Annotated in this window: 19 protein-coding genes; 9 read left to right on the top strand and 10 right to left on the bottom strand. The window is 59.6% G+C overall.

Translation table 11 applies throughout. The features are described from left to right. The first annotated feature begins 39 nt into the window (after positions 1-39). The gene (locus AWB70_RS11340) at positions 40-972 is read left to right on the top strand and encodes a LysR family transcriptional regulator (protein WP_327349144.1); all 933 of its coding nucleotides are present in this window, start codon (positions 40-42) and stop codon (positions 970-972) included. Between the two features lie 56 nt (positions 973-1028). On the opposite strand, the gene AWB70_RS11345 is transcribed toward AWB70_RS11340, so the two are convergent. From AWB70_RS11345 to AWB70_RS11360, 4 genes are read right to left on the bottom strand one after another with little or no spacing between them, the layout of a single operon-like run. Beyond that, positions 1029-1553, bottom strand: coding sequence for a YbaK/EbsC family protein (locus tag AWB70_RS11345; RefSeq protein ID WP_053570205.1), 525 nt, complete (start codon positions 1551-1553; stop codon positions 1029-1031). A gap of 47 nt (positions 1554-1600) precedes the next feature. Continuing rightward, positions 1601-3013 carry an aspartate ammonia-lyase gene (locus AWB70_RS39240; RefSeq protein ID WP_082378130.1) on the bottom strand — a complete coding sequence of 471 codons (1413 nt, stop codon included), beginning with the start codon at positions 3011-3013 and terminating at the stop codon, positions 1601-1603. Further along, positions 3006-4133 (bottom strand): LysR family transcriptional regulator, encoded by a 1128-nt coding sequence (locus tag AWB70_RS11355; protein WP_327349142.1) that lies wholly within the window; start codon positions 4131-4133, stop codon positions 3006-3008. The genes AWB70_RS39240 and AWB70_RS11355 overlap by 8 nt, the downstream gene beginning before the upstream one ends. Next, positions 4057-5454 carry an MFS transporter gene (locus tag AWB70_RS11360; RefSeq protein WP_082378129.1) on the bottom strand — a complete coding sequence of 466 codons (1398 nt, stop codon included), beginning with the start codon at positions 5452-5454 and terminating at the stop codon, positions 4057-4059. The genes AWB70_RS11355 and AWB70_RS11360 overlap by 77 nt, the downstream gene beginning before the upstream one ends. 586 nt (positions 5455-6040) lie before the next feature. Here AWB70_RS11360 and AWB70_RS11365 point away from each other — a divergent pair. Next, positions 6041-6721, top strand: coding sequence for a type 1 glutamine amidotransferase domain-containing protein (locus tag AWB70_RS11365; RefSeq protein WP_053570203.1), 681 nt, complete (start codon positions 6041-6043; stop codon positions 6719-6721). Between the two features lie 398 nt (positions 6722-7119). Here AWB70_RS11365 and AWB70_RS39245 read toward each other — a convergent pair whose 3' ends face one another. The 4 genes from AWB70_RS39245 to AWB70_RS11380 all read right to left on the bottom strand — a co-directional run bounded on the left by AWB70_RS39245 (position 7120) and on the right by AWB70_RS11380 (position 10179). Continuing rightward, positions 7120-7494: a LysR substrate-binding domain-containing protein gene (locus tag AWB70_RS39245; protein WP_235024214.1), complete on the bottom strand. Its 375-nt coding sequence runs from the start codon at positions 7492-7494 to the stop codon at positions 7120-7122. Between the two features lie 8 nt (positions 7495-7502). Next, the gene (locus tag AWB70_RS39250) at positions 7503-7991 is read right to left on the bottom strand and encodes a LysR family transcriptional regulator (protein WP_235024215.1); all 489 of its coding nucleotides are present in this window, start codon (positions 7989-7991) and stop codon (positions 7503-7505) included. 300 nt (positions 7992-8291) lie between these two features. Further along, the gene (locus AWB70_RS11375; protein WP_053570327.1) at positions 8292-9059 is read right to left on the bottom strand and encodes an SDR family NAD(P)-dependent oxidoreductase; all 768 of its coding nucleotides are present in this window, start codon (positions 9057-9059) and stop codon (positions 8292-8294) included. Between the two features lie 205 nt (positions 9060-9264). After that, positions 9265-10179, bottom strand: coding sequence for a LysR family transcriptional regulator (locus AWB70_RS11380; RefSeq protein WP_053570202.1), 915 nt, complete (start codon positions 10177-10179; stop codon positions 9265-9267). 505 nt (positions 10180-10684) lie between these two features. On the opposite strand from AWB70_RS11380, the gene AWB70_RS11385 reads away from it, so the two are divergent. From AWB70_RS11385 to AWB70_RS11410, 6 genes are all read left to right on the top strand, one after another. Further along, positions 10685-11785 carry an extracellular solute-binding protein gene (locus tag AWB70_RS11385; protein WP_053570201.1) on the top strand — a complete coding sequence of 367 codons (1101 nt, stop codon included), beginning with the start codon at positions 10685-10687 and terminating at the stop codon, positions 11783-11785. Then, a complete protein-coding gene (locus AWB70_RS11390) occupies positions 11782-13560 on the top strand; it encodes a GGDEF domain-containing protein (protein ID WP_053570200.1) in 1779 nt (592 codons plus the stop codon). The genes AWB70_RS11385 and AWB70_RS11390 overlap by 4 nt, the downstream gene beginning before the upstream one ends. A gap of 524 nt (positions 13561-14084) precedes the next feature. Next, a complete protein-coding gene (locus tag AWB70_RS11395; RefSeq protein WP_053570199.1) occupies positions 14085-14543 on the top strand; it encodes a hypothetical protein in 459 nt (152 codons plus the stop codon). A 117-nt stretch (positions 14544-14660) separates the two neighbouring features. After that, complete coding sequence (locus tag AWB70_RS11400) at positions 14661-14999, top strand: hypothetical protein (protein WP_053570198.1); 339 nt, start codon at positions 14661-14663, stop codon at positions 14997-14999. Between the two features lie 872 nt (positions 15000-15871). Beyond that, positions 15872-16195 carry a hypothetical protein gene (locus tag AWB70_RS11405; RefSeq protein ID WP_053570197.1) on the top strand — a complete coding sequence of 108 codons (324 nt, stop codon included), beginning with the start codon at positions 15872-15874 and terminating at the stop codon, positions 16193-16195. A 146-nt stretch (positions 16196-16341) separates the two neighbouring features. Next, positions 16342-17145 (top strand): H-NS family nucleoid-associated regulatory protein, encoded by an 804-nt coding sequence (locus tag AWB70_RS11410; RefSeq protein ID WP_053570196.1) that lies wholly within the window; start codon positions 16342-16344, stop codon positions 17143-17145. Between the two features lie 218 nt (positions 17146-17363). On the opposite strand, the gene AWB70_RS11415 is transcribed toward AWB70_RS11410, so the two are convergent. Together AWB70_RS11415 and AWB70_RS11425 are read right to left on the bottom strand one after the other, a co-directional pair. Further along, positions 17364-17969 (bottom strand): hypothetical protein, encoded by a 606-nt coding sequence (locus tag AWB70_RS11415; RefSeq protein WP_060854088.1) that lies wholly within the window; start codon positions 17967-17969, stop codon positions 17364-17366. Between the two features lie 912 nt (positions 17970-18881). Continuing rightward, positions 18882-20027 (bottom strand): extracellular catalytic domain type 1 short-chain-length polyhydroxyalkanoate depolymerase, encoded by a 1146-nt coding sequence (locus AWB70_RS11425; protein ID WP_053570194.1) that lies wholly within the window; start codon positions 20025-20027, stop codon positions 18882-18884. A gap of 623 nt (positions 20028-20650) precedes the next feature. Here AWB70_RS11425 and AWB70_RS11430 point away from each other — a divergent pair. Continuing rightward, positions 20651-21175 carry a phasin family protein gene (locus AWB70_RS11430; protein WP_053570193.1) on the top strand — a complete coding sequence of 175 codons (525 nt, stop codon included), beginning with the start codon at positions 20651-20653 and terminating at the stop codon, positions 21173-21175. Positions 21176-21374 lie beyond the last annotated feature (199 nt).

Genomic DNA, 21374 nt, shown 5'->3' on the forward strand with positions numbered 1-21374 from the left:
ATAGCATTCCATAATCACCAGATCATGCTTAATGAACCGATGCTCGGCGATCTCCGCCTGTTTTGTGAAGTCGCGCGGCGGCTGAGTTTCGTCGCCGCGGCACACGAGTTCGGCAATTCGCAAACGCACGTCAGCAAGCGCATCGCCCTGCTGGAAAAGACGCTTGGGGTGAAACTGTTGCATCGCACGACACGCCGTGTGTCGCTCACGACCGACGGCGAGACGGTCAATCGATGGGCGCGCGCGATCCTCCAGGACGTCGATGCGATGCGCGACGATCTGTCCAACCTGCGGGTAAATCCCAGGGGATCGCTGCGTATGAGTTCAAGCCAGCGCCTCGGTCGCAGTCACATTGCGCCGATCGTGTCGCTGATGAAGAAGCGCTATCCCGAACTCGAAATCTGGCTGGAACTCGTCGACCGGCGCGTCAATCTCGTCGAAGAGGGCTTCGATCTCGACATCCGGGTGGGAGCGGTACAGGAGCCGGGGCTGATCGCCCATCACATCGCCGTCAGTCCACGTGTGTTGTGCGCGGCGCCCCACTACCTCGACCTGCGCGGGCGCCCGAAAAGCGTCGACGAGCTCGCGCAGCACGACTGCCTCGTCTTTCGGGAACGCGACGAGCCGTTCGGCGTGTGGCGTCTGCTCGGTCCGGGCGGCTGGAGCACGGTGAAAGTCACCGGTCCGCTTGCTTCGAATCACAGTGACGTCGTCTTGCGCTGGGCCCGCGATGGTCACGGCATCGTGATGGTCGGGCAGTCGTATGTCGCTCAAGCACTCGCTGACGGCACGCTCGAACGCGTGCTGCCGGCCTGGGAGCAACCGGCGGACGTATGGGCGATGTCCGCCTCACGCGCCGCGCAATCGGCCAAGGTGCGCGTTTGCATCGACTTTCTCAAGCAGGAACTCGCGCACGGCGAGTTCGCGCTCTGGAAACCTGAGTCACCGCACGCGACCCCGAGCCGACGTTAAGCCCTTCGCAGATTCACTGACATGGCGCGACAACAGCGGGCTGATGGTCTGTAGGCTCACGCAACTTGCCGCGCGCAGGCGTGCAACCAATCGGCCGGATGTTCGATCGTGCGCAAAAACGTCTCCAGGCTGGCTCTCGAAAGCCATACACTCGCATTGTTCTCGAGTGGATGGAACAAGAAGCTTTCCTCGTCGCTCAGGTCGGCATCGATGACCAGTCGCACCCGGCCGGCTTCATCATTGACCAGCGCTAGCGGACTCAAAGAACCCGTCCGGATACCCAGCAATTCGAAGAGCTTATCCGCCGACGCGAACGACAGACGTCTGCTGCCTAGTGCTGCAGCGAGCTCAGCAAGATCGAGGGACTTCGTCGCCGTGGTTACGACGAGGAAATAGTGATCGTTCTTGTCCTGCAAAAGCAGATTCTTGCAGCGAGCGCCCGACAGTGACAGCGTCAACATGCTGGACTCGGACATGTTGAGCACCGCGTCATGTTCCTCGCAGAGGAAGGGAATATGCCATTCCTCGAGAAGCTTCAGGAGTTCGTTTTTTCCCAGCACGGTGTCGTTCATTTTATTCATGAGCGGACCGGCCCACGCTCCGGAGCCGATCCTGTTTCATCAAAGGGTCAGGCATCGAAGACCGGATACGACGCCCGGCGAATAGCGGCGATGGTGTCGTCCTGCGAAAGCAATCCGGACTCGTCCAGAATCTTCACCAGCGAGCGACCTTCGGCCACGGATTGCCGCGCGAGCTTGCTTACGCGAGCATAGCCAATCTTCGGCACGAGCGCGGTTGCGACTGCCATCGAGTCCAACAGATGCTGTTCGTTGCGGGCGACGTCGGCCTCGATGCCCGCCACACACTTCTCGCCGAAGCGCGCAATCCCATTAGTGAGCAACGCGATACTGTCGAAGACACGCGAAGCCACGACTGGCTCGAAATGATTGATCTCCAGTTCGCCGTACTGAACCGCCTGTGCGACCGCGACATCGTTGCCGACGACCGCGAAGCTCAACTGGATCATCGCCATCGGCAGGACCGGGTTCACCTTGCCCGGCATGATCGACGAACCCGCCTGCGCCTCGGGCAGCTTCAACTCCCCGACCCCGCCCACCGGACCCGAGGACAGCACGGTCAGGTCGGAAGCGATCTTCGCCAGCGACACGGCGCAGGTACGAAGTTCCGCGGAGACGCGCGAGAAAACGTCCATGTTCTGCATCGCGTCGAACGGATTCGCGGGCGCCTGATAATCGACGCCCGTGATGCTGCAGAGATGCGTGTACACCGCCGCGCGATAGCCCGCCGGCGCACCGAAGCCCGTACCGATTGCCGTGCCGCCGAGCGGGAGCGTGCGAAGCTTGTGGCGAACCGCAACGAGTTCTTGCGCCAGCCGTTCCGTCAACGAAGCATAACCCCCGAATAGCTGGCCGAGACGCATCGGCTGGGCATCCTGCAGACAGGTCCGGCCGAGATGCAGAACATCGGCGAACTCCATGGCTTTGCTGTTGAAAAGGCCGGCGAGCGTCGAGACCTCCTCGATGAGCGCACCCAGCATTGCATGTGTGGCTATCTTCAATGCGGCGGGATACGCATCGTTGGTCGATTGCGACCGGTTGACGTGGTCATTCGGATGGATGACCTCGTAGTTGCCGGCACTGTGCCCCAGGATTTGCTGAGCACGATTCGCGATGACCTCGTTGAAGTTCATATTGGTCGATGTCCCGCCCGAGCCTTCCATCAGATCGACCACGAGCGAGGCATCGAATCGCCCTTCGGTGACTTCCCTGCAAGCCGCAACGATAGCTTCGCACTGCTCGCCGGTGATAACTTCGTTATCGCGATTGGCCAATGCCGCGGCCCATTTGACTTGCGCGAAAGCATCGCGAAACGCGGAATAGTGGGCGATGTTCAACGGTGAAACCGTGAGGTTGTCGACCCCGCGAACTGTGTTCACGCCGTAAAGTTTGTCGCCAGAAATGGCGACCTCGCCGACATAATCACGTTCGATGCGAGCTTCGCTCTGAGCAGGCTTATTCATGGAGATTTCTTCCGCCAACAGTAATGAGTTTTTCGATGTCCCCGCCGAGCGCGGCCAGCCTCGGCAGGAACGATGTTTCGACGACTTCGCGCGCCGTATCGCAGGCGTCGTCGAAGAAAACGTTGTATTCGTCCCGGCGCGCCACGAGGTACAGCGAGCGCTCCAGGCCCAGCTTCTCGACGATATGCGTGGCAACGTTGCCCGCATGCGTCACGCCCTGAAGATGGCACATCGGCGAAGTAATGGCCCAGCCGATGCCTTCGGCCACCATCGAAGTCAACGCATCGGCGTTGTCCAGTTCGAGCCGCGCGGGTGCGCGAATCTCGATGCGCCGAAGGTATCGTTCGATTTGCATGCCCACCTGCGACGTCCGGTTGAACCTCACGATGGGCATACTGTTGATCAGCGCGCGCAAGTCATCGATGGTCTTTACAGGCGTTCCGAGACCTTTCGGCGTTATCACGAAGTAGCGCTCGGAGAACAAGCGGTACCGCACGACATCGTTCGCATCGATCAGCGGATCGCTCGTGACGATCAAGTCCAGATCCCGGCGCAAAAGCGCTTCGCCCTGTTGAGGGCTCAGGCCGGTGCGAATCGACAACTGCGACACCTTGCCCAGCAGCTTCTTCGTGAAGACCGAGCCGCATGTCGACGCGAACGAGTCCACCAGTCCGATGCGCAAGTCGGGTTTGATACCGCGTCCCGCTTCGATAACCTGCGCCTTGAGGTTAGCGATTTCCTCGCTCAGAACCGCGCCCCGGTTTCTCAGCGCGATGCCGAAGGGCGTCAGCGCCATCGGCCGCGTCGTTCGATTCACCAGCACCACGCCGAGCTCGTCTTCCAGTTGCCGGATGATCTGCGATACACCCGATTGCGATATGCCCATCCTCGTTGCCGCGGCAGACATGCTTCCCTCTTCCGCAACGGCGACGAAGACCTGGACGGCATGCATATCAATGGGTTTATTCGACGGCATGTCATGTCCTCGAGTAAGCGTCATGAGACACGTTCGCGCATCGTGTGGCAATCGCCGTCCGCGGTCGTCAGCGGCGCGTTTTACTAGCGCCCGGCGCGGAGGCCGCGAACGTCGCATCATGATGTCCGGCTGCGTCCAATGCATCCTCGGCGACACTGTCGGACTTCACGTCGGACAGATTCTCGCTGCCGGTTTCAGGCGCCATGAAGTGGCAAAAGACGCCGCCGAAAAGCAGTACCGCAACGCACGCGCCCAGTGCCGCGTGAATGCCGACCTGCTGAACGGCGATCGGCAGCAGGAACGTGCTGATCGCCGAACCAAAGCGGCTCGAAGCGACCGCCAGACCTACGCCCGACGCGCGCAGATGGGTCGGGAAGAGTTCGGGCGGATAGACGAACTCGAGGTTCGCCGCGGCCGAGAGAATGCACGCGAAGATGCCGAAGACGAGCATCGTACCGATGGGACCGAAACTCGCATACGTCAGCACCGCGAGGCCGAGCGCCGCAAGATAGAAGGTGCCCAGGAGAAACGTGCGGCGAGAGATGCGATCGATCAGAAGCAAGCCGATCACTGCACCCGCGAGCAGCAGGACGTTGTAGACGAGGCCGCCGACGAACTTGTCCTTGACCTGCAAAGCCTCGAGGACTTTCGGCGCAAAGGTGCCCAACGCAAAATAAGGAATGACCTGGCAGGTGTAGAACACGCAGCCGACCAGCGTGTTCTTGCGCCAGCGCGGCGAGAACAACTGCGACCACGCGCCTTTTTGTTGCTGCGGCGCGGCGGTCGTCGTAGCGAGCGTGACGTCGGGGCCGAATCTGCGACGGACGATGGCGAGGGCTTCGTCGCCGCGTCCGCGTTTCATGAGCCACAACGGCGATTCGGGCACGATCAGGCGAAACGGGAGAATGAGCAATGCCGGAACGCCGCTCGCCGCCAGCATGATGCGCCACGCATCGGGTCCGATTTCGCGCATGGCGAAGCCTGCGAGATACGCGCCGACATAGCCCGCCGCCCACGCCGCTGCGAGCACGCTCAGCAGACGGCCACGGTAACGGCGCGGCGAGTATTCGGTCACGAGAGACTTGCTCACGACATAGTCCGCGCCGAGGATAAGTCCAAGGGCCAGACGCAAGACCAGCAATTGCGAGGGCGACGTAACGAAGTACTGTGCGGCCGAGACCACCGCGAAAAGCAACATGTCCCACGCGAAAATCGTCCGGCGACCATATCTGTCCGCGATGGGACCTGCCAGCATGCTGCCGAAGAAAAGCCCTGCAAGCGATGCCGCGCCGAGCAGTCCCATCCAGAGCGCATCGAGGTGCAACGGCCCTGCCGCCATGCTTACCGCGATGCCGATGATGCCCAGCACAAAACCATCGCTAAATTGACCGCCCGTCCCGCTGAAAGCCACGCCAACGTGGAATGGGCGAAGAGGCAAGTCTTCGAGTAATACCTGTTTGCTCACGTCTGTCTCCTGTCTCTGGTATGGCGCTCATGTCGATGCGCCTTGAAAACCAGTGTAGAGCCGCGACTTCAGAAAATCAGCAGGTCGGGAGACAGTATCAGGAACTCTAATAATGCGCTCTTGCAAGGCTGAAACTAGAGCGCTTCTTTGACGCGAGAATGAGAAATGGCCAAGCGACCCATTAATCAAATTCTGGCAAAACCAAGCGACTGTTTCGGGTGCGAAATCGACACCCGGCTGCCGGGCTAACGAGGTTATCGAATGACACATGATGGCCGGCTCCTGCTCCAGGCACGTCCGGCCCAGTTCGGTGCCTATAATTGCCAGTGAGCGTTTCAAGCAGCCGAAGCCCGCTGAGCCTGCGATAACACTAGCGGGCTCATGGGCGGGAATCAGCAACCCGCGAGCAGCCGGCGGCGCGGTGTTAGACCGATTTACCTCATTTAACGAGCCGCTTACTCAATCGTCATGTAACCTGTTTCCTTAAGAACGCGTGGTCAGCAACTCAGTTGATAGCGCGTCGGCCATGATGGCTCGGCGCTGTCCAAGGTGGAAATCGTGTCAAGCAAGCACAAGGGAGAACAGTATGAAGGTCCTCGTTGTCCTGACATCGCACGATCAACTCGGTACTACCGGCCGGAAGACTGGTTTCTGGCTTGAGGAACTCGCGGCTCCGTACTATGAATTCAGGGAGTCCGGAGCGGAAATTACTCTCGCGTCTCCGAAGGGTGGACAGCCCCCTCTCGATCCGAAGAGCGATGAGCCCTCATTCCAGACGGAGCTTACTAAGCGTTTTAACCTTGATGAGGACGCGAAGGGACAGCTTGCGAAAACTGTTCGGCTCGACACCGTTAAGCAAGAAGATTTCGACACGGTCTTTTATCCAGGGGGCCACGGCCCAATGTGGGATCTCGCGGAGGATCCGACTTCGATCAAGCTCATCGAGTCTTTCCTTGCCGCCGGAAAGACGATTGCCTTGGTTTGCCACGCTCCGGGTGTTCTGCATCGTGTGAAGAATCCGGATGGCACGCCCGTTGTGAATGGCCGGCATGTAACTGGATTCACCAACGGCGAGGAAGAGGGAGTAGGACTAACTACCGTCGTCCCGTTTCTCGTTGAGAATGAGCTACTCGATCAAGGTGCAATATTCGAGAAAGTCAAGGATTGGGGCGTCCATACAGTTACCGACGGTCAACTTATCACCGGGCAGAACCCCGCGTCATCAGGCCCCACTGCGAAGGTGCTGATTGCGGCACTTCGCACGTAATAGCCCGTACGCGAACGGCCTGAACGGGCCGGCTACTGTTCCAACGTGTCCGGCCCGGCTCGACGCCTGAAATCCCCGATGGCGACCCTGCCCTTTGTCTCGTGCGTCCGCACCGAGTGAGCAGCGTGGCGTGCCGGGCAACGCGCCCTCTGATGTCGGCGGCGCGCGTTTCGGACTAGTTCGCGACGGCGAGCAGCGGCCTTGGCGTCGTGGAATCTGTCCGCAACCTGCCGTTCGACCCTCGGTACACCGAGCGTCTCTTTACGAGGCGCAACGGCCGGTCACTCGCCGTACCGTATCGGCTGCCCGCATCGAACGGAGATCTGCACGGCGGCGCAGCGCTTAAACGACATCATGGGCGAGACCGCGGTAACGTCGAATCAGGCCAACATCGTGCACTACCCCTTCAATCGCTTCTCCAAATACCTCAACGCCCGCGCGCACCGGGCAGGCAATGGCCATTCCGCACGATAAATGAACCACAAGGTGTCGACCACGGGCGAACCGCTTTCCACCACTTCGATCTTGCCCTGCTGCGCGAACGCCGCCCGCGCATGATGCGGAATGACCGTGAATCCCAGCCCGCGCGACACGAATTCAAGGATGAGCGCGATCTGGTTGCTGAAACCGTTGCACGGTAGGTCTCCGACGCACGCGTCCTTCCGAAAGCGACGGCTCAGCAAGCGATTCGCCATCGCCCGCCCATCCGGATGATCGATGAAACCGAGCACTTTGAGATCGCTCCACGCACGAACTTTTGCGCCGGCCGGCACGACGAGTTCTAGGGGTCCTGAATGAACTTGTGCGCGGTGAGACGCCTATCATCCGGCTTCACCGTGACAATGCCGACGTCGTATCGATTAGTCAGCACCGCGTCGAGCACCTCCGGATCTGGTGCGAGACAATGACGGATCTTCCATTGCGGATGCTGCACCTGCCACTCCAGCATTAATGGAAACAGCGCCGACCCGATGCTTCCCGGCGTGACCAACCCGATATCTCCGGGTTCTTCTACAGCATCCGACACGCGCGCATCGAGCCGCCGGCGCGCAGCTTTTATCGCTTCGCAATAGTCGAGCAGCGCGTGCGCCGCAGGCGTCAGTTCGATGGCGCGCGGTCGGCGTATCACCAGCAGGCCGAGCGCATCTTCCAATTGGCGCACATGTTGAGAGACGGCGGCCTGGGTCAGACCGAGCCGTTCCGCCGCGCGTGTGAAGCTGCCGAGTTCGACCAGCGCCGCGAACGTGTGTAGCCATTGCGGATTGAGCATAATGAGTTGTAGCCGCAGCTGGCCAGTTCTTCCGCCAGCGCTTCGTTTGAAGGCCGATCACGTCCCGGCGACGGCCTCTGATCGATGAGCGGTCTAGCACATTGGGCCGGCGGCAACTGAAGCAAGAGCGGTCGCACTCGCGACGCGCAGCCGGTCCAGACTACTGTCCCTATCGGTTCCGTCAACTCTGGGCGAGCCCCTCGACTATCACCGCTCGAGAGGTTGCACCCCTAGACCGATGCTTCGCGATTGCCTGAGCGGCGCCGCACGAGTGTCAACGACATGCCTTGGCGGCACGGGTCAGGCAATCCATCCACCGTCGACCGTCAGGCTCTCGCCGGTCGTATAGCCTGCTTCAGGGCTGGCTAGATACGCTACGGCCGCCGCGATTTCTGCCGGTTTGCCGAAACGACCCACGCTTGCGAGCTTTGTCATCGTTGCGTGGTCTTCCGTGCCAGGCTGCGGAGCAAGTTCTGTATCGATGGGGCCAGGCTGAACCGCATTAACGGTCACGCCGTATTTGCCGAGTTCGCGAGATAGCCCGCGAGTGAAGCCCCTGAGAGCGAACTTCGATGCTATGTAGAGCGTCACGCCAGGCAAGGGCGCCGCTTCGCCAAAGGCCGAGCCCACGTTGATAATGCGTCCCCAGCCCGCTACGACCATTCGCGCTGCTGCGTCTTTTGCCAGTTCGATTGGTGCTCGAACATTCAAATTAAAGTGAGTGTCGTATGACGTTCCCGAAGAATCGAGAAATGGTCCGTACTCGACCGTGCCAGCGTTGTTCACGAGGATATCAAGCCGCCCCTCGAATCGGCCGCCAAATGCCCCGTTCATTGACTCAATGAGGCTCTTGATGCCTTCGGGCTGCGACAGGTTAGCGCCGAAGACCTCAGCCTCGCCACCGGCATCACGGATTTCCTTCACGACTGATTCGGCCCGCGCCCGGCTCGACGCATAGTGAACGATTACGGATGCGCCGTCGCGCGCAAGACGCGCGGCGATGGCTGCACCAATTCCGCGCGAAGCGCCAGTAACGAGGGCGAGTTTGCCTTTTAAAGCTTGGGTCATGGTTTTCCTCAACACGTAGGTTGCAAAGCGGTTCCCTGGCTGTATGGCCGGGACGCACCGCTGCATCGGAGCCAGTGCTTTCATGCACTGGTTGATGCGTATCCTCCGCTCGGGTAGCGTGGTCCGGTAGTCGCCCGTGAGGAATAGCTCCTATTCCTGCCGCGAGGGAGCAGACCGAAGCAATCGGCACCTGAGCGCGAAGCAACTACGCTGTGAGGTTTTCGCTGGATCCGCGCTCATTGAGAACGTGCTCGACAAACGCGACGAACGCACGCGTCTTCGCGGTTGCCATGCGGCCGGACGGAAAAACCGCCCATAGGTCAATCGGCGGCAACGTCCAGTCAGTCAGGACGGCCTGAACTGTTCCGTTCGCGAGTTCGGGGGCGAACATCCATTCTGAGGCGACAGCAAGGCCGAGGTGAGCGAGCACCGCCGCGCGCATTCCTTCAGCTGCATTCACAGCTATTCGGCCGGACAAGCTTACGTTTGCGTCAGAGCCGTCACCGTGGCTGAACAACCACGATTCGCCGCCACCGCGCACGGAATAAACGACCGCCTGATGTCGGCTCAGGTCGGCAGGGGTTTGCGGAAGTCCGGCTTCCGCGAAATATGACGGTGTGCCGACGACGAGTCGCCGCCCCGTGGACACGCGACGCGCGGTCATGGACGAATCGTCCAGGGCGCCCATACGCAACGCGACATCAACGCCCTCTTCGAGCAAATCTACTGACCGGTCATCAAGAACGATATCGATGCTCAGGTTCGGGTGTTGATCCAGGAAAGACTTCAACCTTGGCAAGACGTGGAGCCGGGCAAATGTGACGGCTGCGCCTATCCGCAGTCGTCCGGACAGGCCATCGGACGACTCACGCGCCGCCTGTTCGGCGTGGTCGGCCTCATCGATGGCCCGGCGGGCGTGGTCGTAGAACCGCTGACCGGCATCCGTCGGCGCCAGGCCGCGTGTCGACCTCAATAGCAGACGGGCGCCCAGACGTTCCTCTAACTGTGCTACTGCCTTAGAGACGGCCGGTTGGCCTAATTTCAACCGGCGAGCGGCCGCAGAAAATGAGCCCGCATCGACAACTGTTACGAAAGTCTCCATCGCAACCATGCGGTCCATGTGCATCCTCCTGGAAGGTTATCAGCGGAAGTGCGCAGTGTAGCGAAATGACGACCCGTCCAGACAAAGCACGCGATAGCTGGCGCCGGCCTCACCAAGGCGATTCGATGCTGCAGGCCGCTCGTATCGGTCAGCGAATGGTCGGTAATTGAATGCCTAAAACGTTCGAATGATCCAGCGCCGCTAAAGATCCTCGCCGGGAAACCGTAAACGCAATGGAGTTAATTCAGGATTCGGGTCGCCCCGGTATTTGGCTCCTTCGAATCAAGCCTGACATGGTGCTATACGCGACGCGCCAGGTCGTAGTTCGAAGGTGCAGCGGACCGAAAATCGCCGTCGAGCACGACGGCAAAGAAATCTAATGTCAAGCGCGCGACAAGACGGGAAGAGAACAGGCACGTCACGTGCCGCCCCGTCCTGGAAAGCGCTTTGTGTTGTTCTTTCAAGCGACGGCAAAAGGACGGACAAAATGGGCCTCGGTCCCTCACTGCCCAATCGAAGAAGCATGCTGCTCCTCCCGACATACGCGATCGTAAAGCGCGTATGTCGGTGGATCCATCTTTCGTCTCGCGCTTCCGGAGCGACGCTCGTTTTCGTCGCACTGGCGTTATTCGGCATGCCGGCTCTCGCCCAGCAAAACGTGCTGCGCGTGCTCGCGTGGCCGGGCTATGCCGACCCCGACGTCGTGAAGACCTTCGAATCCCGCTTCAACGCACGCGTCGAAGTGACCCTCGTAGACTCCGACGAAGCCTTGTGGATCAAGATGCACGCGGGCGGAAAGTCACAGTTCGACGTACTGGCGGCCAACACCGCGGAGATAAAGCGCTATACGCTCGAGAACCTGCTCACGCCTCTCGATCTGGCTGAGCTCCCCAACACGCAACGGCAATTGCCGCGGTTTCGCGCGCTCTCGTCGATCAACGGACTCACCGCGAACGGCGAAGTCTACGCGATTCCCTATACGTATTCGTCGATGGGACTGATCTACGATCGCAAGCAAATTCCCGTTGCGCCCCGCTCCATGAATGAGCTATGGAATCCGCGCTACCAGGGCAAGGTGCTCGACTTCAACAGCGCGCAGCACAACTTCTCGTTCACGGCGCTCGCACTTGGGTATCCGCAACCGTTCCAGCTCACCGACGCGCAAACACGCAAGATCGCGCGAAAACTGGTCGATTTGCGCCGTAATCTGCTCACCTACTACACCGTGCCCGAGGAAGCAACGGCGGCTTTCATTCAGCACAAAGCCGCGCTCATGTTCGGAAATTACGGCACCCAGCAACTCGCGCTGCTGCGCAAGGCCGGTGCAGATGTCGGTTATGTCATTCCCGAAGAGGGTGCGCTTGCCTGGCTCGATTGCTGGGCCGTGACTCGAGCTGCCGCGAACCGGCCACTCGCGCTCGCCTGGATCAACTACATGCTTGAACCCGACGTGAGCGCAGTGCTCACGCAACGACAGGGTCTTGCGAACACGTTGATCCCGCCACCCGATTACAGCAGCGACAGCGCCCATCTCATCTGGATCCAGCCCGTGGAAAACATCGAGGTGCGCGAGTCGCTATGGAGCCGGATCGTGTCCGGCGACCGGCCGGAGCGCTTTCCATGATGCGGCCCGGACTGACAGTGAAGTTGTCGTTGTTGCTTGCCCTGATCGGCGTGCTGGCATCGGGGTCGACCGGCTACTACGCGTATCGCGCCAACCGCAACCTGCTGGTTGGCGAGGCGGGACACAACCTTCTCACCGCTACGGAACTGCTCGGCCGGCGCTTCTCCGTTTCGATTGACGACATGGCGGCTGACGTGCTCGTGCTCGCCACCATGCCGTCCTCGGCGCTCGTTGCCGAGTCAGCGGAGGACATGAAAACGAAGGCGGATCGGACACGGCTCGCGCAGGTCTTCTCGAGCTTCATGCTGCATCATCCCGTGTATCTACAGGCGCGGCTCATTGCGCGCAATCAGTTCGGGCTCGAGAGGATTCGCTTCGATCGCGACACACGCGGCATCGTGGAGGTCCAAGGCGCAAATCTCCAGGAGAAGGGCCAGTTCGCCTATGTGTTCGACACGCTGGCATTGGCGCCCGGCCGCGTGTACATCGGGCCGATCACCATCAATCGCGAGTACGGCGCGCACTACGCCGAAGGCAGGCCCATCCTGCGCCTCGCCGCACCAGTCGCCACGCCCGCGGGCGGTGTCGTGGGCGTCGTGGTCCTCGACGTGGATCTCACGGTCCTGCTCAAACTGCTGAGCACCGATTTGCCTCCCGACTATCAGGTGTATCTGGCTAACGAATGGGGCGACTTTCTCGTTCATCCCGATTCCTCGCAGGCTTTTGGCTTCGACAAAGGACGCCGCGTGTTCATGCAGGAAAGCTTCGCCGCGACGAAGCCGCTTTTCGATCGAGCGAAAAACAGCGTGCTAATCAATGGGCTCACCAACCCGGAGCAAGCGCGCAACGACGTGCTCGCATTTGTGAGGCGGCCATTCGGCGCGACCGCAGGCAATCGCTTTGTCGTGTTCGGACTCGGCAAGCCGCTCTCTGGCGTGCTTACCGGTGCGAATCTGCTCGGTGACCGGATCGTGCGCATCGTGTTGTTTTCGAGCGTGGCGGCGCTCCTGCTCGCTATCCTTTTTGCACGCGCGCTAACCAAGCCGTTGCAGATACTCACGGACGCAGCAACGCATTTCTTCGCCGAAAGCGTGACTGAAGCATTGCCGCTCAAGCGCACCGATGAGATCGGCATGCTGGCGCGCTGTTTCGATCGCATGCGGCGCGAGATCAAGGCCCAGGTGGACGCGCTTCACGACAAGCAGCATCAGCTCGCGCATCTGGCCAATCACGACGTGCTCACGAGCCTGCCCAACCGCATGCTGTTCATGCAAAGGCTCGACGCAGCAGTCCAGGAGGCGACGGCGAAGAACGAGCGGCTCGCCGTGCTGTTCGTCGATCTCGACCACTTCAAACAGATCAACGACCAGTTCGGTCATTCGATCGGCGACACCGTTCTCGTGGCCATAGCGCACCGTCTGCGGCAGCTGCTTTCGACGGGACATACGGTGGCGAGACTGGGCGGCGACGAATTCGTCGTGCTGGTGGAAGGCGCGTATTCCTCCTGCGCCGCGGTGGATGTCGCCGCAAGGATTGTCCGCGCGCTGGATGAGGATCTTCCCATCGCCGGGAGACGCGTAACGGTGGGGGCAAGTGTCGGCATCAGCGAGTTTCCGGAGGACGGCACCTCCGCGCGCGACCTGCTTCTCACCGCGGATGCTGCGATGTATGTTGCGAAGTCGAAAGGGCGCGGCTTCTGGCAAAGCTACTCCGACGTGCTTGAAGGGCAGCAGGTTGAGGCCGCAGGCGAGAAGACAACTGCCGACGAAAGCTAGGCCGTTCACGCCGTGCAGGCCAAAGTTTTGGACGCGTCCTTGGATGACTGTTTCTAGCGAAACGACCATCCTTTGTCGGACCCTTTTCGGCCACGCGGACCGTAGCTGCCTCGACGTCGGCAAGCGAGTAGACAACTGACATTGTGATTCATGCGCGCCGCATCGGAGTGATGCTGGGAGTTCAAAACGTCTTCATCCCGTACACGATCGGAGCGTCGCCCGTCCGCCGTTCAGCGCGCGTCGACCACGGAAGATTCCGCGTCTGCGAGCATGGCCGTCAGCGTCGCGTGCGCGAATGCGGGTGCGTCGACGTGAAAGAGCGATTGCCCCAGTGCGTCGCGCGCGTTAAGCCGTCCCCGCGAGCCATGCGCGCAAGCCCGCTTCGGGCATCACGACGATATTGCTACGGCGCGCGGCGTCGGTCATCGTCACGTCCGGTCTAGCCGACGGACGCAGACTCGGCTTGGCCCTATCCTAAGACGCATCGTAAGACTCCTTCAACACGAACGGGAGCTCAGAAAGACGTGTCTGCGCCACCTTCAAACATCGATTTCCGAACAGCGAATATCAAGGCGCTTCTCGGTGAGACTCGCGCCGTAGGCGTGGCGTTGGCAGGCGTGGCGTTCGGCTCCGGAATCGGAGTCTTGGCCTCTGCTCTGCTTTGGACCGTCGGCACCGATAGCGTTGGGTGGGGTTCCTTTGGTTTCACGCGTCTGGCGGGTGCCATGTTCGCGGGTTTAGCGCTCGTCGCGACCTTCAGCCTCCGTCTTAAAGCGTCCCTCGACCGACTGAGTTCACTGGAAGAAAACATCATGGCGTGCTTCGCTAGTACCGACGCTTCGAACTACGCTCCGTTAAGTTTCGGAAAGACCGTCAAGCGCGCTCGAGTCGTCGGGCACCCGACGGCGCTTCGCGAGAACGCAGAGCAGGAAACGGCTGCACTGCTTGAACGCATTATGCTGCCCCGCAAGGACCGGTCCTAGGCCCGTCGCCACAACTTCGAAACCACATAGACGAGAGTTGCCTGCAAGGACGACGGACGTCCATCTTAGGAGTAAGCTGGGGGTGCTGAACCCACATTCCTGGACGGAGACAGCAAGATGGGAACCGCCATAGATTCGACTTTCGACGCCGAAGGGCACCCTTCCGAGTCGCTGCGCACGCTGGCCTCATATCTGGAAATCGCGTTGGAACGCGGGAAGTCTGTGGTCCTGATGCGCCGCGACGCCGAAATCTGTTCAATCTACATTGGCAACCCGGCCGACGAGGAAAGCGAATTGAGTCGCCGGGGGACAATGTCGAAGGCGGTCGCAGAAGAGCTACTTGAACTCACTCAGGTCGGTTTGAACCGGATAACTGTCGGCGATCAAACGTACCGGTTTTTCCGGAGCTTCACGCTTATCTCCGATGTCGGCGCAGTGATATTTGCTCCGACATAGGCTGGCTGTTCCCGAATGCCGTCAGGTAGATGCTGGACGAAGCTGATCAGCCAAGCGGATGCCCCCGGACTGCAAGAGGTGAACGAAACTCTCGTCGCCCGCGACGCCCAAACGGCCTATTCAATGGTCGATGTTGAAGGGAGCCGCTGGCGACGAGCGCCTGTCGGCGCTACCGTCTCGGCGTGTTCGCAATATAGCTCTCAACGCAACCTGCCATCAGTTGCAGCCGTAGCCTGTACGGCGATTCCACCAGCATATCGCCTGACCATCCGTGCAAACGAACATACTACCAACCGCGTCGCACTGAACCGTTGATTGCCGACGCCCGTTGGCGGCCGAACTGTCCCTGGTCAGTTCCGAGTCTGATGACGCGACCGCGGCTTCTATCTCTGCCCGAACCCTCGCGCTTCCCTCGGTTGGCTTCTTCGTCGCAACTACAGGCGCGACGCTACACGCTGATATGAAGGCAGTCAGACAAATCCAAGTGAGCAGACGGCTCGTTGTCGTTACATGCATGCTCTCCTCCCTTTCCTTGGCAAGCAAGCATTGCTCCTCACCAACTGAACGGCAACTGCCGTAGCGGGCATGAAACGATTCTATCCTTGCGTGTGTGTTCCGGTTCAGCCGTTCTCATAAAACCGCTCGTGGATGCTAGCGAGAAACCCTACCAATTGTCGCTTGGCTATCGTTCTGGGCACGTATGAGCCATGCGCCCCTTGGGTTCAGCGGTTGGTTAAGGCCATTAACGAAGCGGCAACGGCGCGACCGATTCGGCGCGGCACCAACGAATTCTCGTGTCTAGCGTCAACGTCACAGCTTTCCGAGCGTTAATTCAAGCAAGGCGCTCAGCCTTATATCTTGGGAGACTACTCATGAACAGGTTCTTTGCAGTCGCTACGGCAGCGTTCTTCTCGGTTGGAATCGCGTGCGCCCAAACGTCCGCCCCGGCCGCAGCAACCGCCAAACCCGCGCCCACCGCAGCAGCGTCGAACTGTGAAGCTCAAGCAATCGATAAGAATGGCAAACCCCTGTCCGGTGCGGCCAAAAACTCATTCGTCAAGAAGTGTGAAGCTGGCAACAAGACGACTGTATCCGCGACGTGCGCGAGCAAAGCGGTAGGGAAAGATGGAAAGCCGCTCGCCGGCGCTGCGAAAACGTCGTTCATGAAAAAGTGCGAAGCTGACGCCAGCAAATAATGCGGAAGCCGAAGAAGGCGGGTCTGGTCGCGGTGGACCTCGTTCGCCGTTGAACTGGCCCGCCTTCGTTTCAAAACGAACGCTTACCGTACTAATTCATTAAGGGGTGTGTCATAGTTCGCGTGTTACCTAACACGGAGGCGAGCATGGCTACTCTCGAACAAATCCAGGCCCGGATGAAGAAGTTGCAAGCGCAAGCGGAGGCCATCGTCGCCAAGAATGCGCAAGCTGCAGTGGACCAGATACGCGAATTGATGTTGAAACACGGATTTACTACCGCAGACATCGAAGCCAAGGCGAAAGCAAGAAGGGACGCAAAAGCTCGCGGTGGCGCTCTCTCCAATCAAGGCGTCAAAACGTCAACCCTTAACAAGGGCAAATTGCCAGCAAAGTATCGAAATCCGAAAACTGGCGAGACGTGGAGCGGGCATGCCCGACCGCCGGCGTGGATTAAAGACGTCAAAGACCGGACTAGATTCCTCATCGATGGCGTCAATACCGCTTCTCCGGCAAAGAAGATCTCCGGATTCAGCGCAAATGCTCCCGCTCGCAAAGTGCAACCAAAGGGCGCGCAGCCTGCAAAATATCGCGACCCCGAGTCTGGAGCCACCTGGAGCGGTCGGGGCCCTGCTCCCAAGTGGCTGGCTTCCGCAAATGACAGAACCAAGTTTCTGATTGAGCAAGCTCCTGCCGCCAATTCGGATGGGTCGGCGACCGGCGCGACAATCAAAACGAAAGCTGCACGGAAGGTCAGCGCCGTGAGCAAGAAGATTGGCGCCAAGAAGACTGCTGCATCTACAAAGAAGCCTGCGGTTGCGAAGAAGGCCGCGACGACGGCCTCGGCGAAGGCAACAGCCACTGCGAAAAAGACGTCTGCCCGCAAAACGGCTGCTCGAAAGCTCTCGCCTTCGACGACAACGACGATGCCGGCGCCGGAAGTCGTTAATTAACATCGAATCGGCATGAGATTGCCGCTGCGAGCGCCGCACTTTGGTGCCGCATGAGTGCACTTCAACGGCGTTGCAACCCTGGAAGCGGCGATCGCAGCCGCTTGAAAGCGCCTGGCTTTTGCAATCAACGCGGCCCGTCCGCTCGCGCTGGACTCTACTAAAACCAATTTGAGCACGTAGGGCAGTTTTTATTCATGACTTCACTGACCTCTGCTCACCTACCGTTCATCGACGGGTAAGCGACGCTTCTTGTAGCTCACCGCGACCGGTGCAGAGGGCGTAGCGGGAGGCGTATGCGGCGGCTCATCAGGACCGAATTCCTGCATCGCCGCAAAGAGCGCATCGTTGAGCACTTCCTCAAGCGCCAGTTCTGCACCACTATCGACAATGGAGCCTTCCGACTTCTCCTCAGGGTAATCCGCTCCAACGGCTTCTGCCGGAGCCGGTTCGAAACCGTGAGCCTTGCCGGAGAGCGCCCACAGCATCATGAGCTCTTGCGCCCGGGCATAGGAACACGTAATGACCCCTCGAACCGTTTCCAACTGTAGCGCGCGGCGCGCTAACAGTGTCTCCGCGTCGACGTGCTCGTCGTCGGCCAGCATGCTCGCCGAGATGTCAAGGGAATTTGCCTCGCCCGCCGCCAACTTCGCGGTTGTAGCGACCAACTCGCGCAACCTTTCAAACCCACATCCTCGCGCCACTGCCTCAAGCGCCTGATTCGAGCTCAACGCGTTCCTGCCGCCGGCCAGCTCCTGCAGAACCTTCGCCTTTTCCTGCGCGGTCTCGGAAGAAATTAGGTAGCGCGCTTTTGACTTGTCTGCCATGCCGATGTCGCCCTCCTTGCCGCGTCGACGACGCTCTGCGCTTGGAGCGCTTCTCGCCCCCGCCCACAGGCCATCATAGTAGCTCCGAAATCATGTAACTGCGGTCACATGGCGACCACTTTACACCCGTCGATCTGAGGCGTTTATCGGCGTTCGAACGAACTGGCGCGGCGACTCGAAGCTAGTACGCGATACGGGTTAAGACGCTAAAGGACATGTGATTCTGCTCCAAGCGCGCTTCCACCGCGTGCTTTACATCCTCATTTCCCGGAACTTCGAGGTAGCTCCGTCCCGCGAACCCAGGCTCAAACTCCAGGCTGGCTTCATCAGCGATTGCTTGCAAGATGCTGTGTTCAGAAGACTGCAGAATTTGGTCGTCTTCAGGATGGAGTACGGCGAAACACGTCGACATTGATGAGCTCCATTCGATAGTCAGTCGTTCAGCGGGCCGGTGCTCCCTTTCCTCTACTTCGCTAAGCGAGGAGCGCAGTTGGATTCAGGCTAGCAGATGAGTTTGACGCCGTTGCAACGTTGACAGCAGGTGCAGGGCTAGAGTCTAGCCACTATCATCCGCAACGCTTCTTGCGCCATCCACGTATTGTCGCGCCGGACTGGCAGCCCGTTACGCGACGAATCGTCGCTTCTGTCGATACCTTTTTGCATGTATGACGATTCCGGGCGCAATCAGGGCCTATGGCAAGCCGGTTTCACTCAATAGGCTGCGTCAAGTCGTCTATCTGTGATCGCGCTTTTCTTTTCATCCGTGAACCACGGGATCTCGTCGTGGGGTCTCGGAACCCGTCGTGCTGAACGGCGCCACCTACTTGCTTCGTGCTCTCGGTTTCGGTCTCGAGCGATCCCACAACAGCGGACTGGTATTCACTGATCCAATATTCTTCTGTCCCAAAGCGGTCACACGTCAAGCCAGTGCTGTTCGAAAAATCTGACAATCGCCCTCGTCGCGCAAGGGCCGCGCAGGTCAGTATAACTACCATCGGGAGACCCTCCCGACCATGCGTGGCCAAGGCCATGGACAATCCACTGCTCGCCGACCAGCGCGCCGGTCTGGTCACGAAAAACATGCCGAGTGGAAGCGTGGACGCCCACACCTGGATTGCTGTGCATCGACTCGACAGACGTGTCGCCGAAGTCGCCATGCACGGTCCGGTTCATCGCAACGATCTGTTCGCCGTTGCGAGGATGCACCGTGTCGTCAGCATCTCCGTGAAAGACGATCAACGGCACCGTGCGCCACTTTTTCCCGTCGGGCATCGACGTGGGCAATCTAATTTTGCCCTTGCCGTCGTTCATTGCGCAAAGCGCCGATAGGTGCTCGTTTGCAACCCCAAACGCCACACCCGAGTGAATGGCAGCGGCAGCATAGAGATCTGGATGTGTCACCGCAAGATTCACAGCCATCGCGCCACCGGCCGACATCCCAGCCACATACACGCGAGCGCGATCGACGTTATATGTCGCCATGACATGGCGTGTGAGGGCAGCAATCAACGCAGTTTCGCCGCGGTCGCGCGTTTGGTTTTCAGGTCGAAACCAGTTCCAGCAGCGCAGCAGGCTGGCGCTCTCCGATTGCTCGGGATAGACGACGATGTAGCCCTTCTCTTCTGCCACCGCATTCATTCCAGTCCCCAGCGCAAAATCGTCGGGGTCCTGCTGCGCCCCATGCAACATGACAATTAGCGGGAGCGACTGGCCACAATAAATGCTCGGGATATATACCTTGAAAGCTTGCGTTTCATCGCAGACCTCGACGTGTTGGCTCAACCAATGGGGTGGTTCGATCGAACCGAGACCGTTCCCACGAAGAGCAGTCGGCGCTTCCTTCAGAGTCGGCGACGAAACTATTGGCATAACAGGGATCGACGCGGGATTTACCTGCTGCGCATCCTCGCCACACCGTTGCGGGTTTTGCTCGCGATCAGGCGGGCTTGCAACCGCTGCATCTGTGCCTTCGAGAAATTGCGCTCCATAGGGCGCAAGCGCGAATCCGAAAAGTGACCAGAACGCGTTCGCGGGACTAAACGGGTCGAATGAGCTCATCTGTGTTCCTGATTATGAGTCGCGCATAAAATGAAAGGACGCGTTCAAACCTTCGACGACGACCGCTCGGTGAGCCAATAGCGAAGTTCTCGTAGCCCCAACGCAGCTTGGCTTGTCCTGACCTAAGCGATGCCCGGATAGCGTGGCACGATGACAAAGGCCTGGTCGGTTCGACGCCGGACGTTATCCTGAAAGCAGCGGTCGAAGTGCAAACGACGTGCCAACCCGCCGCGGCTGCGTGGTGAACATAGTTACCGGGATCGAGCCGCAACGCCGCACATTCCGAACGGAAACTCTTTGACGCGTTGGCCAATCGCTTGCTGCTCATCGGGCGCGACTACCCACAGCGAGTACCGCCCGAGCGTGCTTAAAATTTCCTCCAACGGGAAAGGAACCACCGGCTGTCACCTTCGTCTCAAACGTCGGTGCGGTACGGTCCACTGCTACCGCGTATTGCCGCATTTTTTATTGCGGAGATACGCAGCGCTCATATCGTTGTGACTTCATGAGACCCACCCGGAGATCATTCGCGCAGTGTTGCAAGGAACGCTCAACTGCCTTCGCTTTCATGCAGCGCTTCGTCCTTTACCGAGTTCCATTCGACTTTCAACAAGGAGCGGTCAATGTTTCAGTATCCCGGTTACTTCGCATACCAGATGCCGTCGCTCGCGCGCGCCAAGCTGCAAGCGTTCCTCAACATGAGCGGGACGTTCGCCGGCGGCCTGCAGGCGCTTGCTGAACTGAATGTACAAACAGTTCGCAAAATGGTCGAGGAAAGTAACGCCCTTCTGAATGCGGGGAATGAAGCCAGTACGGGTGACGTGCTCGGTTGGCAATCGATCATGCTCGCACAGTTTCCCCAAAAGGCCGCTTCTTATGGCCAGCATGTAATATCGATCGTGCAGTCCACGCAAGACGACATCGTTGGCGAAGTGCGTCGGCAATACGAATGCAACGGCATCAAGTTCAATGACATGTCGAAGGCCGCAGCCGATGACGTGCATACTGCCTCGCAGTCGTCGAGCGCACTCGTAAAGGACCTGGCCGATTCCGTGAAAGACGCGGCGCGGGAAACGAGCGGCGCCGTGCTGGACGTAAGCAGCGAAATTGCTAAGAGCTCGCGTACTGCCGGCAAACGTTCGACCTAACCCTGCGATGATGCATGGAGCCTCATGAGCGGTTCCATGCGCGACGTTGCGACAGCCGGCTCTCTTCGGCAGCGTTGTGCAGCCGCCCACAGCCGCGCTGAAGGCTACGCGCTCAACCGTTTCTGAAGATTCCCGCTTTACTTAGGATTGGAAATGAGAATGTGCTGCTTCGCTTTTGTTAAGCTATTTTGAACGCGAA

The organism is Caballeronia cordobensis (assembly GCF_001544575.2).
Lineage (GTDB): Bacteria > Pseudomonadota > Gammaproteobacteria > Burkholderiales > Burkholderiaceae > Caballeronia > Caballeronia cordobensis.